General features: G+C 41.4%; 14 protein-coding genes and 1 pseudogene. 12 read left to right on the top strand and 3 right to left on the bottom strand.

Going from position 1 to position 13,687, the window contains the following annotated elements:
• The first annotated feature begins 102 nt into the window (after positions 1 to 102).
• The 7 genes from HCJ54_RS12435 (at position 103) to HCJ54_RS12405 (ending at position 5,193) form a co-directional block, all read left to right on the top strand.
• Complete coding sequence (locus HCJ54_RS12435; protein WP_187137872.1) at positions 103 to 861, top strand: hypothetical protein; 759 nt, start codon at positions 103 to 105, stop codon at positions 859 to 861.
• A 15-nt stretch (positions 862 to 876) separates the two neighbouring features.
• Positions 877 to 1,077, top strand: a complete 201-nt coding sequence (locus tag HCJ54_RS12430) for a hypothetical protein (RefSeq protein ID WP_036066617.1) — start codon at positions 877 to 879, stop codon at positions 1,075 to 1,077.
• A 355-nt stretch (positions 1,078 to 1,432) separates the two neighbouring features.
• On the top strand, positions 1,433 to 2,416 hold the full coding sequence (locus tag HCJ54_RS12425) for a mannose/fructose/sorbose PTS transporter subunit IIA (protein ID WP_185409768.1): 984 nt from the start codon (positions 1,433 to 1,435) through the stop codon (positions 2,414 to 2,416).
• A gap of 25 nt (positions 2,417 to 2,441) precedes the next feature.
• Complete coding sequence (locus HCJ54_RS12420) at positions 2,442 to 3,248, top strand: PTS mannose/fructose/sorbose transporter subunit IIC (RefSeq protein ID WP_036078062.1); 807 nt, start codon at positions 2,442 to 2,444, stop codon at positions 3,246 to 3,248.
• Positions 3,249 to 3,271: 23 nt separating this feature from the next.
• A complete protein-coding gene (locus tag HCJ54_RS12415; RefSeq protein WP_187137871.1) occupies positions 3,272 to 4,189 on the top strand; it encodes a PTS system mannose/fructose/sorbose family transporter subunit IID in 918 nt (305 codons plus the stop codon).
• 105 nt (positions 4,190 to 4,294) lie between these two features.
• Positions 4,295 to 4,687, top strand: a complete 393-nt coding sequence (locus tag HCJ54_RS12410; protein ID WP_185409766.1) for a DUF956 family protein — start codon at positions 4,295 to 4,297, stop codon at positions 4,685 to 4,687.
• Positions 4,688 to 4,839: 152 nt separating this feature from the next.
• Positions 4,840 to 5,193 (top strand): DUF2200 domain-containing protein, encoded by a 354-nt coding sequence (locus HCJ54_RS12405; protein WP_185409765.1) that lies wholly within the window; start codon positions 4,840 to 4,842, stop codon positions 5,191 to 5,193.
• A 52-nt stretch (positions 5,194 to 5,245) separates the two neighbouring features.
• Here HCJ54_RS12405 and HCJ54_RS12400 read toward each other — a convergent pair whose 3' ends face one another.
• Positions 5,246 to 5,842: a class I SAM-dependent methyltransferase gene (locus tag HCJ54_RS12400; protein ID WP_187137870.1), complete on the bottom strand. Its 597-nt coding sequence runs from the start codon at positions 5,840 to 5,842 to the stop codon at positions 5,246 to 5,248.
• Between the two features lie 138 nt (positions 5,843 to 5,980).
• Here HCJ54_RS12400 and HCJ54_RS12395 point away from each other — a divergent pair, with 138 nt between their 5' ends.
• The 4 genes and pseudogenes from HCJ54_RS12395 to HCJ54_RS12375 all read left to right on the top strand — a co-directional run bounded on the left by HCJ54_RS12395 (position 5,981) and on the right by HCJ54_RS12375 (position 11,116).
• Positions 5,981 to 6,466, top strand: coding sequence for a GNAT family N-acetyltransferase (locus tag HCJ54_RS12395; protein ID WP_187137869.1), 486 nt, complete (start codon positions 5,981 to 5,983; stop codon positions 6,464 to 6,466).
• A gap of 476 nt (positions 6,467 to 6,942) precedes the next feature.
• Positions 6,943 to 8,325 carry an amino acid permease gene (locus tag HCJ54_RS12390; RefSeq protein ID WP_187137868.1) on the top strand — a complete coding sequence of 461 codons (1,383 nt, stop codon included), beginning with the start codon at positions 6,943 to 6,945 and terminating at the stop codon, positions 8,323 to 8,325.
• A gap of 150 nt (positions 8,326 to 8,475) precedes the next feature.
• A pseudogene (locus HCJ54_RS12380) lies at positions 8,476 to 9,977 on the top strand (amidase family protein).
• A gap of 134 nt (positions 9,978 to 10,111) precedes the next feature.
• The gene (locus HCJ54_RS12375) at positions 10,112 to 11,116 is read left to right on the top strand and encodes an inorganic phosphate transporter (RefSeq protein WP_187137865.1); all 1,005 of its coding nucleotides are present in this window, start codon (positions 10,112 to 10,114) and stop codon (positions 11,114 to 11,116) included.
• Between the two features lie 114 nt (positions 11,117 to 11,230).
• Here HCJ54_RS12375 and HCJ54_RS12370 read toward each other — a convergent pair whose 3' ends face one another.
• Both HCJ54_RS12370 and HCJ54_RS12365 read right to left on the bottom strand, forming a co-directional pair.
• Complete coding sequence (locus HCJ54_RS12370) at positions 11,231 to 11,731, bottom strand: GNAT family N-acetyltransferase (protein ID WP_036066598.1); 501 nt, start codon at positions 11,729 to 11,731, stop codon at positions 11,231 to 11,233.
• Between the two features lie 24 nt (positions 11,732 to 11,755).
• A complete protein-coding gene (locus tag HCJ54_RS12365) occupies positions 11,756 to 12,487 on the bottom strand; it encodes a glucosamine-6-phosphate deaminase (RefSeq protein WP_187137864.1) in 732 nt (243 codons plus the stop codon).
• 134 nt (positions 12,488 to 12,621) lie between these two features.
• Here HCJ54_RS12365 and HCJ54_RS12360 point away from each other — a divergent pair, with 134 nt between their 5' ends.
• The gene (locus HCJ54_RS12360; protein ID WP_187137863.1) at positions 12,622 to 13,626 is read left to right on the top strand and encodes an alcohol dehydrogenase; all 1,005 of its coding nucleotides are present in this window, start codon (positions 12,622 to 12,624) and stop codon (positions 13,624 to 13,626) included.
• Positions 13,627 to 13,687: the final 61 nt, after the last annotated feature.

The following is a 13,687-nucleotide window of genomic DNA, read 5'->3' as shown; positions in this document are numbered from 1 at the left end:
TACTAAGAGAATAATGTTATCTTGTCTATATACGACGAAAATTTGGAAGTTATATGCTAATATCTGTTATACTATTATCAATGAAAAGAACGAAATAACAACATGGCAGGTGGAGGAGAGTTAAATCTCACCAATAAGGAAATAAAAGAAGAGTTAACTTACCAGAAAGAACTGGTAGAGGAATTAAAAAGTGCGGATGGGAATGAAGAAACGATCGTTCAGAGTTATTTAGCTAATAATGATAATGCCATCGCTGAAAATCAAGGTAGAATAGGGGATTCTGACGTACCAGAGTTCATTGATATATATACTATCAATGACGACACGCAACTGGTTGTTACGGATACAGAAGTTACTCTAGAGGTAACTGAAATTGCGGATGAAAGAGGAGCGACGACTGAGGAGCAAGAGTTATTGAAAAAAGAAGATACAGATACCAACCTTGTCTCAAGTATAAAAAAGTTCGGAGAAACTGTGATATTTGGGAAGAAAGTTCATGCAGCTTCAAAGACGGTGTCTGCACGACATACCCGTACAGGTTATGATAAAATCTCTGGTAATAAATTGTATACTGCTGGGATTGGTGCTAAGTTCACATACAATGGTGAGAAGGTAACCGCGCAGACTACAGAAAACTATGTTAAAGTAAATGGTGTTTCAGGTATTGTTTGGTCGGTTCACGATAAGAAAAATGATGTACAAAAACCGAGTTCTAAAAGAAGAGTAGTTTATCAACAAGCTACTGTTAAATCCGGAATAATGTATAAAGGAAACGGTTTAGTGGTTGAGGAAAAATATATTCGAGTGAATGTAGAGTGCAATCACTTAGGTAAAGTTTCCAAATCATCGGTGATACGATAATTTAGGAGGACTGACATGAAAAAAACTATATTGACTATAGGAATATCGCTCTTTGTGTTGCTTAGTTTTATGGATATTATGCTACTCAATGATGTGAATACCTCGACAATAGTGGGAGCTTTGATATTGGGAGTTGCTCAGACCTTAATAGTTCTTATTCCAATAGTAATAATTATTCTACTAGTTAAGATGATCAAGAAACGAGGTACAAACTGATTAAAAACGACTGCCAATGTGCGAAGTTTGGTGGTCGTTTTTTATTTGTGTTGTGGACGTAATGGCAATCCCTAACTCAAATTTACAAAAAATAGTTTACCCGACTGCACTAAAGGGAACGATATATTAACTTCGGCCAAAAACAGTATGTGTCTTGTATACCAACGCAATACACTATCTAAGAAACGCAAAACATCCGTATCGCCGAATAATACACTAGTTATTTTAATCTCAATTAATATGTATCAATCCCCGCCATATAAGACTTAATCGTCAATACACTAAAGTTGGCACGAAAATTGCTTTATATTAATTGGGTAGAAAAATAAAATTTAATTATGTAGGAGGGAAAAAGATGGTAGGAATTATCCTTGCAACTCATGGCGAATTTGCTGAAGGTATCTTGCAGTCCGGAACAATGATTTTCGGGGAACAAGAAAACGTTAAAGCAATCACATTGATGCCAAGCGAAGGCCCAGAAGATATCAAAGCCAAGATGGAAGCAGCAATCGCGTCATTTGATAGCCAAGATGAAGTACTATTCTTAGTTGATCTTTGGGGAGGCACCCCGTTCAACCAAGCAAACGGTTTGTATGAAGAACATAAAGATAAGTGGGCAATTGTCGCTGGTCTTAACTTGCCAATGTTGATTGAATCTTTTGCATCACGTTTTTCAATGAACTCTGCGCAAGAAATCGCTAAAGCTATTTTGACACCAGGTCAAGAAGGCGTGCGTGTCAAACCAGAAGAATTACAACCGCAACCACAAGAAGCAGCAGTTGCTGAACAACCGAAATCGGACCTTGCTCCAGGAACAGTTGTTGGTGACGGCAAAATTAAATTTGTCTTAGCACGCGTTGACTCTCGTTTATTACACGGTCAAGTTGCTACTGCATGGACAAAATCAACAAATCCAACGCGCATCATCGTCGTTTCTGACGCGGTTGCTAAAGACGATCTTCGTAAAAAATTAATCGAACAAGCGGCACCACCTGGCGTTAAAGCCAATGTTATTCCAGTAGACAAAATGATTGAGATTTCAAAAGATCCTCGTTTTGGGAATACAAAAGCACTTCTTTTATTCGAAAACCCGCAAGATGTTCTCCGTGCTGTAGAAGGCGGCGTAGAAATCGAGCAAGTAAACGTTGGCTCAATGGCCCATTCAGTTGGTAAAGCAGTTGTAAGTAAAGTACTTGCAATGGGGCAAGACGATGTAGAAGCTTTCGAAAAATTGAAAGCAAAAGGGATTAAGTTTGATGTTCGGAAAGTTCCTAACGATTCGAGCGCAAACATGGACGACATCATCAAGAAAGCAAAAGCTGAATTAAAAGCGCAGTAATAAATTCAAAATAGGAGGTATATTTATGTCTGTAATAGCAATAATTTTAGTAATTTTAATTGCCTTTCTAGCTGGTATGGAAGGAATCTTAGACGAATTCCAATTCCATCAGCCACTAGTAGCATGTACATTAATCGGTCTAGTAACAGGTAACTTAACGGCATGTATTATCCTTGGTGGGACACTTCAAATGATTGCGCTTGGTTGGGCAAATATTGGAGCAGCAGTAGCACCGGATGCCGCACTTGCGTCAGTAGCATCAGCAATTATTTTAGTATTAGGTGGACAAGGCGTAGCAGGTATTCCTTCAGCGATTGCTATCGCGATTCCACTTGCAGTAGCAGGTCTTTTCTTAACAATGATCGTTCGTACTTTGGCAGTTCCTATCGTACATTTAATGGATAGAGCCGCAGCAAAAGGAAGCTTTAGAGAAGTTGAAATGCTTCATATCGGTGCCATCTGTATGCAAGGTGTCCGTATCGCGATTCCAGCAGCAGCACTTTTATTCATTCCAGCAGACAGCGTACAATCTTTCCTAGAATCAATGCCTGCATGGTTAACAGAAGGTATGGCAATTGGTGGGGGAATGGTAGTAGCAGTAGGTTATGCGCTTGTTATTAACATGATGGCAACAAAAGAAGTATGGCCATTTTTCATCATCGGTTTTGTCGTAGCAGCAATTACTCAATTAACACTTATCGCAATTGGTGCTCTAGGTGTTGCGTTAGCTCTTATTTACCTTAACCTTTCTAAAATGGGTGGCGGTAATTCAAACGGTGGCGGAGGCGGTAATTCCAAAGATCCGCTCGGCGACATCCTAAACGACTATTAAACCTAAAAAAGGAGGAGAAAAGAATGGCAGAAACAGAAAAAATTGTCTTATCGAAAAAAGACCGCTTGAGTGTAGCTTGGCGTTCTACGTTTATTCAAGGTTCTTGGAACTATGAGCGTATGCAAAATGGTGGTTGGGCATTCTCAATGATTCCAGCAATCAAAAAATTATATAAATCAAAAGAAGACCGTTCAGCGGCGATGAAACGTCACTTGGAATTCTTTAATACACATCCATATGTAGCATCACCAATTCTTGGAGTAACACTTGCACTGGAAGAAGAACGTGCCAATGGTGCGCCAGTTGATGATGTAGCAATCCAAGGGGTAAAAGTTGGGATGATGGGACCTCTAGCCGGTATTGGAGATCCAGTATTCTGGTTTACAGTTCGTCCAATGTTAGGTGCACTAGGAGCTTCTCTTGCAATCAGCGGAAACATCCTTGGCCCAATCATTTTCTTCGTAGCTTGGAACATTATTCGTTGGTGTTTCATGTGGTATACACAAGAGTTTGGTTACAAAGCTGGTTCTAAAATCACAGACGATCTTTCCGGTGGCCTTTTACAAGATATCACAAAAGGTGCTTCCATACTCGGGATGTTCGTACTCGCCGCCCTGGTGCAGAGGTGGGTGTCCATTGTCTTCAAACCGATTATCTCTGAGGTTAAATTAGATCATGGTGCCTATATTGATTGGAATTCACTTCCAAGCGGTATTGACGGTGTTAAAACAGCATTCGAACAATACACGCAAGGATTATCACTTTCTCAAGTAAAAGTAACGACGCTACAAAATAACTTGGATAGCTTAATTCCAGGACTTGCAGCATTACTACTAACATTCCTATGTATGTGGTTGCTTAAGAAAAAAATCAGTCCAATTGTCATCATTCTAGGACTATTCGTAGTTGGTGTAGTTGGTCACGTAATCGGACTTCTGTAAAATTAAGCCGATAAAAAAGAGGCTGGTGCAATTAATGACTAGCCTCTTTTTATTAGTTTAAGGTATAATGATTAAAACGAGTGAAAAGAAATGGAGCGAATGTAGTTGGTTGAATCGATTAATACACAAGTAGACATGAAAATAGATGCCACCGCTTTTACCGGACTGACAGATTATGGTGAAATTTTGATTGGGGATAAAGGCTTCGAATTTTACAACTCACGCGATGTACGCAAGTTTATCCAAATCCCGTGGGAAGAAGTGGATCAAGTCATCGTTTCAGTCATGCTAAAAGGTAAATGGATTCCTCGCTACGCCATCAAAACCAAGCGCAATGGCACGTTTACGTTTGCTTCTAAGAGGCCAAAAGATGTACTCCGCGCAATAAGGGTTTATGTAGATCCAGCCAATATGGTGAGTTCTCTGAGCTTTGCTGACGTTATTAAACGGGCGGCCAAGTCGATGTTCAAGAAGAAAGAGAAAAAGAAGAAGAAATGAGCCTGGTCACGAAGCATATAAAGGAATTCGATGAAGCCTTAATGGATACGATATCTGTAGGGCTTTTTGCGTTGCATGGGGAAATGATTGTAAAAACGCGATATGCTGTGTAGAATGGGAGATAGGAATAAGCGAACGGAGGGAGAGCAACAATGAAAAAACCAAGAATTTTTACGATGTCATTTGCTAGCGTCTATCCACTATACATACAAAAAGCTGAGAAAAAGGGACGTACGAAGGCGGAGGTCGATGAAATCATTAGTTGGCTAACCGGTTATGACGAGGCATCTTTGCAACGAGTCGTGGATCAAGAAGTGGATTTTGAAACCTTTTTCGAGCAGGCGCCGGAAATGAATCCTAATGTCGGCTTGATTACAGGCGTGATTTGTGGCTATCGTGTCGAGGATATCGAGGACAAATTGATGCAACAAATTCGTTATTTGGATAAGTTGATCGATGAACTGGCTAAAGGAAAAGCAATGGACAAAATTCTTAGAAAAGCATAGACGCAAAAAGACAGGAACATTCGAAAAATTAGCGGATGTTCCTGTCTTCTATTTATTTACTACTAGTAGCTATAAAAAGGGCGGCATCTTGATTCATAAATAGGTTGTTACCGTGATGGAATACCTCGATAGTTGCGTTTTTAAAACCTGTCTGTGCTAGTAGTTCCTCTAGTTCGGCAGCGACAAATCCATTATGGACTTTTGGATGACTTATTTGAGGGTTTTTATCGAAATCGACAATGATCAATTTACCGTTCTCATTTAACGTCTTGTAGAGTTGCTCTAGAATGATTTTCGTATCTGGAATATGTAGCAGGACTAGTGATACGAGAATAATATCTGCTTTTACAGGGATGGTATCTGCTGTGAAATCAGAGACTAAAGCGCTAACGTTTTGGAGCGGATGAGATGCTAGTTTTTCATTTATAATCGCCACCATATTTTCTGCAGCATCGATTAGAGTAGCGGATGCGACAAGGCCAGCCAGTTGCAAGCCAACGAGTCCCGTCCCGCTCCCATAATCGATGAGCGTCTTATCACCCGCGTCCGCCAATTCTTCTTTGACCCTATTAGCAATGATACTCGCAAGTTCGATTCGTTGGGGATTATCGTATTTTTTTGCTATATTTTCGAAAATATTATCTTCCATTTTTCAGCACATCCTTTATTGCATGATAGAGTATCAGTATAGTAGAATCTGGTGTTTTTAGCAATGAATCGCATGGTGGTTGCACGCTTTTAGTGGGGAATGATAGAATAGGGACAAACTAGGTGAGGAGTGATACATATGGCAATTAGGATTACTAGCCAAACAGAGGCGGATATTCCAGCGTTGTGGGAAATAGAAAAAAGCGTCATGATAAAAGGGACGACACCACATATCGTGAAGGAAAACGAGTACGAGCAATTTAAACAGGATATTATGGCGCAACAGATGTTGGTAGCAAAAGGTGAGGACGGCGTCGTGCTAGGATCTTTGATATACCACTATCCTGGCAGCTCCGTCACGCGCAAACGGCAGTGGCTTTTCGGAATTTCTGTATCAAAAGCTGCACAAGGAAAAGGTGTAGGGAAGAAGCTGATTTCAAGTTTATTCGAGCTCGGAAAGGAAAACGGCATCGGCAAAATTGCTATGCGTGTCATGGCTACAAACACGAGCGCTATCGCATTTTATAAGCATTTAGGTTTTGAGCAAGAGGCGTATTTCAAGCGTGAATTTTGGATAGATGGTGAATGGGTGGATGACTGTCAGTTTGCGTATTATTTGGATTAAAACCTTATTGGCATAGCAAATACGAGATAATGAAGCGAGTTTTAAAAATTGGTCTACCCTAAAAAATTACATATTATTTATAACTAAAGTCGAATTGAAATTGAAAATATGTTAAACAAAATACACAATGAAATTCAATTTTTCACAAACTTATCGATTGGAAGCTCTCATGAGAAAATATAATCAATAAATCTGTGAATTCCAAATTAAAAATCCGAACTCGTGATATGTATTGTTCATCAACGGGTTTAAAGAAAAATAAAAATTATAAGCGTTCTTCATTGTGCAACTTCTTGTGCATGTGATACAATGATATCAATGACAGCGGTTACATTGTGAATGAAAAAATTATGGTGTTCAGGTTCATTTTACGGTATGATAGAAGAATAAAACTTGAAGACATTGTTTCACACAAGATGGAGGTTTTGCTGGATTGGTTAGGTGCGGATCTCGACAATAATAAGGGGGAAATACATATGTCAGAAGAACGACAATTAGAGAGAGGCTTAAAAAATCGCCATGTGCAGTTGATAGCGATTGGAGGCGCAATCGGAACTGGTTTGTTTCTTGGTTCAGGGAAATCGATTCATTTAGCAGGACCGTCGATACTATTTGCTTATACGATTACGGGAATTATTTGTTTCTTGATCATGCGTGCGCTAGGAGAATTACTCTTATCGAATCTGAATTACCACTCGTTCGTTGACTTTGTTTTTGATTACTTAGGCAATGGCGCAGCCTTCGTAACTGGTTGGACCTATTGGTTTTGCTGGATTTCCATTGCGATGGCGGATTTGACTGCGGTCGGTCTATATACGCAATTCTGGTTTCCAAATGTGGCGCAATGGGTGCCGGGTCTGATCGCATTAGTTATTTTGCTCGTGATGAATCTTGCAACCGTGAAATTGTTCGGTGAAATGGAATTCTGGTTCGCGCTTATTAAGGTAATCGCGATATTGGCGTTAATTGTTGTTGGTACATTCATGATTATAAAAGGATTTTCAACAGATGCAGGCGCGTCTAGCTTTACTAATTTATGGAGTCACGGCGGTTGGTTCCCGAACGGTGCAAGCGGCTTTATTCTATCGTTCCAGATGGTTGTATTCGCTTTTGTCGGGATTGAGCTTGTCGGCTTGATGGCTGGGGAGACGAAAGACCCCGAGAAAGTAATTCCAAAAGCGATCAACAATATCCCGATTCGGATTATTATCTTCTATATTGGTGCGTTAATTGTGATTATGAGTATTTATCCATGGAATGACATTAATCCAGCACAAAGTCCGTTTGTACAGGTTTTCGCGGCTTTAGGAATCGCGGCTGCTGCAGCTATCGTTAACTTTGTCGTTTTAACTTCGGCGGCATCAGCTTGTAACAGTGCGGTTTTCAGCACAAGCCGGATGGTCTACTCGCTTGCCAAAGAAAAAAACGCACCATACCCGATGACAAAATTAACATCACATAAAGTTCCCGCCAATGCATTATTCTTCTCGACGATTGTTATCTTGATTGCGGTTATTCTAAACTACGTGATGCCAGAAGGCGTGTTTACGCTCATCACAAGTATTTCGACAGTATGTTTCTTGTATATTTGGGGAATCACGGTTATCTGTCACTTGAAATATCGTAAAACACGTCCAGAACTTGCAGCAAAAAATAAATTCAAAATGCCGCTATATCCAGTTGCCAACTACGTGATTCTTGCGTTTCTAGCTTTCATACTTGTTGTGCTAGCACTAGCGGAAGACACACGTGTAGCGCTGTTCGTAACGCCGGTTTGGTTCGTACTTCTAATCGGGATTTACTTCATTCGTAAAGCGAGAACACAGAAGCAAGAACAGAACGCGACAGATTTAGATTAATAAGACTTCACTCAGAGAAACTGGAGCCTGCTTGCGGGTTTCAGTTTTTTGTTTGCCTTGCTTACAAATTTGTTTTGTTCTGTCACATACATCGAGGGATTCAGTGCTTGCTAAGGTGTATACTTAGGAAAAAACAATGGAGGCGACAACATGAGAAAAGGTATCATTATCGGGAGCGCAATAACAGTGCTAATTTTGGCGGTAGGGGGGGCCTATTGGTTGCTGACCAAGAGCGACACTACAAAAACTGGGAAGAACATGATGTATGAGCAAAAACGTGTTTTAGATCCAGTGAATAAACAATTAAAAACGCTTGATATCAGTAAACTAGAAGCGAAAGAAAAACTAGTTATTGGTGCTGATGTCAATCAAATACAGCGACTCATTGCGACAAATAAGTTGAATTACGAGGAACTGGTGGGCATCTACTTAAATCGTATTAAGAAATATGATCAAAATGGACCAAAGCTAAATGCTATTACAGAAATAAATCCTAACGTCTTAGATGAGGCGAGGAAGCTCGATCAACATGCAAGTGCAAACAAAGCGTCTTTACACGGAATGCCGGTTTTATTAAAAGATAATATCGGTACGGAAAAAATGCCACAATAGTAAAAAATTTAAAGGCGAGTGGCGCGCTAATTCTCGGCAAAACAAACATGTCTGAATGGGCGAATTATATGGATCCTAGAATGCCAAGTGGTTACTCTGGAAAGACAGGACAGGACAAAAATCCGTATCTTGATGCAACACCATCGGGATCGAGTGCAGGTTCAGCAACAGCTGTGACTAGCGATTTTGCCGCTGTGACAATTGGGACAGAGACGAATGGTTCCATCATCTCACCAGCGATAGCTCAATCGGCAGTAGGGTTTAAGCCTAGTCGTGGCAAGGTTAGTGGCGAGTTAGTGATTCCGTTATCCAGACATTTCGATACGCCAGGCCCGATAACGAGAACTGTAAAAGACGCCTATTTGACGACAAGTGCCTTGATCAATCAGCCGATAAAAGCCGAGCTATCTAAAGAAGGGCTGAGAGGGAAGCGGATCGGCATATTATTTGATGCAGACAGCGCCATTTCTAAAAAAATCATATCAGACCTGGAGGTAGCAGGTGCTACGGTTGTAAAAGGAATGAAACTAGAAGAAAACCAGCAAGATTTCACCGCATTTAATGATATCTTAAAAGCCGATTTTAAAACGGATTTGAATCAATTTTTGGAGAAGAATCAGGCGCCTATGAAGGATTTGGCAGCAATTATTGCGTTTAATAAGTTAGATGAGGCGAGGAACATGAAGTATGGTCAAGGAAACTTGGAGGAATCGGAGAAAAATGAGGCCACAGTAGCGAGTATCGATCAGCGTGCCAATGATTTAATTAAAAGGGCGAATAAGCGTATCGAATCGCTGTTGACCTCGAATAAACTAGATGCGCTGGTTGATCTAAATGCCGATAGTTTATTTTTAGTGCCGATCGCAGGAAATCCTGAATTGACCATCCCAGCTGGTTATGAAAAAGATGGTCAGCCGGTCGGTATGACGTTTGTTGGGCCGAATAAAGCAGATGAATCAATCTTTGAGATGGGATACGCCTATGAGCAAATTTCCAAAAATCGCAAAAGCCCTGTAATATCAGCAGACAATTCAAAATAAAAATGAAGCAACGCTAAATTCGGAAGGTGACGGATTTAGCGTTGCTTTTTAGGTTGTAAAACTTGAAATAACTCTTTTTCAAGCGCAAAATAGGGTATATAAAAATAAAAGCGTGCAGATTAGGGGAATATTAGATGGATTCGGTGATTTTAATTACGATTATTATTGTGATTGTGGGCTTGACCTTCGATTTTATAAATGGGTTTCATGATATTGCGAATGCGGTGGCGACGAGTATTTCGACACGAGCACTGAAACCGCGCGTTGCGATTGGGATTGCGGCCGTCATGAACTTCTTCGGTGCGATTTCGTTTACAGGTGTGGCGGTGGCTCTGACATCGAGTATTGTCGATCCATTTGCTTTGAAGCATGGGGAATTTGTTGTTTTATGTGCGTTGATTTCGGCGGTGATCTGGAATTTGATGACATGGGTTGCGAAGATGCCGAGTAGTTCATCGCATGCGTTGATCGGATCGATTGCTGGGGCGTCAGTGGCGTCTGCGGGGAGTTTTGGTATCCTCAATTGGAGCGGCTTCACCACGATTATTATTGCGCTGATTATCTCGCCAGTTATAGGTTTTTCGGTGGGTTACGGGATTTATTCGCTGTTCAAATTTCTATTTCGAAATAAGAAGTTGGTGCAGACGAATCGCCGTTTTCGGATTGCCCAGATTGGGACAACTGCGATGCAGGCTTACGCTCACGGTACGAATGATGCGCAAAAAACGATGGGGATTATTACGTTGGCTTTGATTGCGAGTGGTTTGCAGAAAGATTCGACGATCCCGTTTTGGGTGCAAGTAAGCTGTGCTGCCGCGATGGCGCTCGGTTCCTCGATTGGCGGTTATCGAATTATTAAAACGGTAGGTACAAAGATTATGAAAATTGAACCGGTAACTGGTGTGGCCGCAGATTTAGGGTCGCTTTCGGTCATTATGAGCGCGACACTGATCCATTTGCCGATTAGTTCGACGCAGGTAATTGACAGTTCGCTGATGGGCGTGGGGACAGCAAACCATAAGAAAGAAGTCAACTGGCGAACTGGGAAGAATATGCTGGTGACGTGGATGATTACATTGCCCTGTGCAGGAATTTTGGCGGCTATTGTTTATTGGGTTAGCGCAGCAATATTTTTGTAATTGGAAATGCTAGGATGTCAGCACACTTCACTTATAAAGAAAGAGGGGCCAATGTAACTACCATCTCCATTGTGATAGTAACTACATCAGTCCCTCTTTCTTTAATAGCAGATCTTACTTCAAAAATAAAACCATATGTTCTTCGTCAAAATAAACATTATTTATCTTGAGCGCGTGTTTTTCTAGGCTGAATACTTTAAATCCAAGTGAACTATATAGATTTCTTGCAGGACTATTGGAGGTCACAACGGATAAATACACTTGCTCGACGCCTTCTAAGCGCTGGGCTTGCTCGATTGCGGTTCCAATAAGCGCTTTACCAACACCGCTGCCACGGGTTTCAGGTGTGACATACATGGCGACGATATTCGCTCGGTGTCTTGTTTTGATGCGCTCTTCTTGAATTAATGTCACGACACCAACTAGCTTGCCTGCTAAAAAAGCGCCGAAAGTAAGGGAATATGGTGACTGAAACCGAACTTCGTATTTTTGCAGAGCGGTGTATTTTTCCTCTTCAAAACTTGTCGCAAAAGCTGCTGGGCTTTCTTGTAATGCTTGAAGCCGGATGTGGACGTATTGGTCGACATCGGCTGTAGTTAATAGCCTGATTTCCATATTTTCACCCCTGATTCTGAGTTTTTAATACTTTGTCAGTAATGAGCCTGCTGCTTCATCAATAATAAACACGACGTTCGGGTGTTTTTGTAAAATTGATGCTGGGCAGTCTTCTGTAATCGGACCTTCGAGCGTTGCTTTCACAGCTTCTGCTTTTCTTGTACCAGAGGCGGTTACAAGGATTTGCTCGGCCTCCATCATATCTGCAAGACCAAGCGTCAACATTTGTTCTGGCGCTTCTTCGCGTGTTACTTTGTAATAAAGCATCGTGCTATTAATCGTCGAATCATCGCTGTCTGCTAGGAATAAGCGAGAGTCAAATGGCGTCCCAGGCTCGTTCGCACCTAAGTGAGCGTTCACACCAAGACCAAGAATTTGTAAATCACGTTTGTTCGCTGACAAAATCTTATTGTAGCGCGCAATTTCTTCGTCAAAGCTCGACAAACTTCCATCGAGTAAACCGATTTCACGTGGCTGTTTCTTGATTTGGTCGTAGAATTTTTGGTGCATGTAGTTGAAGACTGTAAAGGATTGTTCGCGTGGAGCGATAAATTCATCGAGGTTCATCATAAATACTTTTTCGATGTCAATTTCATCATTATTGATGCCTTCCACGAGTTTTTCGAACATACCGTCATAACTTGCGCCGGTCGTTGTATTGATAACTGGGCTTTCTTTGGAATCGATAACTGCCTTCACGACATCATACGCTTTTTCGGACATTTCATCATATGTTTTTGTACGGATAATTTTCATTGGTTCTCCTCCTTGTCGATTAATTCCAGAATACCGTGTTTTAGGCAATTTTGCAACGTTCTGACTTGCTTTAGAGTGAACTAGAAGGTGTATACTGAACTTGTTAAAAAAAATGAGGAAAGAAGCGTGATGGGATGAAGGTTGCACAGCTGAACGGGCCAAATCAGGAGTATACAATTGTGGAAAGAGAAATTCCGAATCCAAAAAGAAATCAAGTTCGGATTAAAGTGGAGGCTTGCGGCGTTTGTCATAGTGATAGCATGTTGCGCCAGCTACCGGAGAATATGTATCCGGCAGTTCCGGGGCATGAGGTTGTTGGTCGTGTAGACGCGATTGGTGAGGGCGTAACGGGATGGTCGGTGGGACAAAAGGTTGGTGTTGGCTGGCATGGTGGTCATTGTTTCCATTGCGAGTCGTGCCGTCGTGGTGATTTTTCGAATTGTGAGGAAGTACAGACGTGTGGGATTAGTTATGATGGTGGTTTCGCGGAATTCATGGTTGCACCGGATGATGCTGTTGTTGCGATTCCGGAGGAGCTAAATTCGGCGGAAGCAGCCCCGCTTCTTTGTGCGGGAATTACGACGTTTAATGCGCTTCGGAATAACATCGTTCGCGCTGGAAGTTTGGTTGCGATTCAAGGTGTTGGTGGACTTGGACATTTGGCGATTCAATACGCGAACAAGCTCGGATATGAGGTCATTGCTTTGGCACGTGGTGAGGAACGTGCGGAATTGGCGCATGAACTAGGTGCGCATCATTATTTTGATACGACAAAAGAAGGCTGGCAAGAATCGGTGAATGCCCTTGGCGGTGTGACGGTAGCGCTTGCAACTGCACCGAACGCACAGGCGATTTCGGCGTTAACGACTATTTTGGCACCGAATGGAAAAGTAGTAGACGTTGCTGTGCCGGCAGAACCTGTTGAAATTCAAGCAGGAGTCATGATTGGGGGCGGTAAATCGTTCCAAGGATGGTATAGTGGAACTCCTGTTGATGGCGAAGATACAACTAAATTCAGCAAACTTCAAGGAATCAAACCGATGATAGAAACGTATCCGCTAGAGAAAATTAACGAAGCCTATGAAAAAATGATGGCAGGAAAAACGAGATTCCGAGCTGTTATCGTTTTTTCTGAGTAAAAAATTAGCGAAATAGAATAAAAAAGTCCTTAGTATAGCTTATAAGGGCTTTTTGTCATGG

The organism is Listeria grandensis (assembly GCF_014322885.1).
In the GTDB taxonomy this organism is placed as follows: Bacteria; Bacillota; Bacilli; order Lactobacillales; family Listeriaceae; genus Listeria_A; species Listeria_A grandensis.
This window is presented reverse-complemented; position numbering and strand designations above follow the sequence as displayed.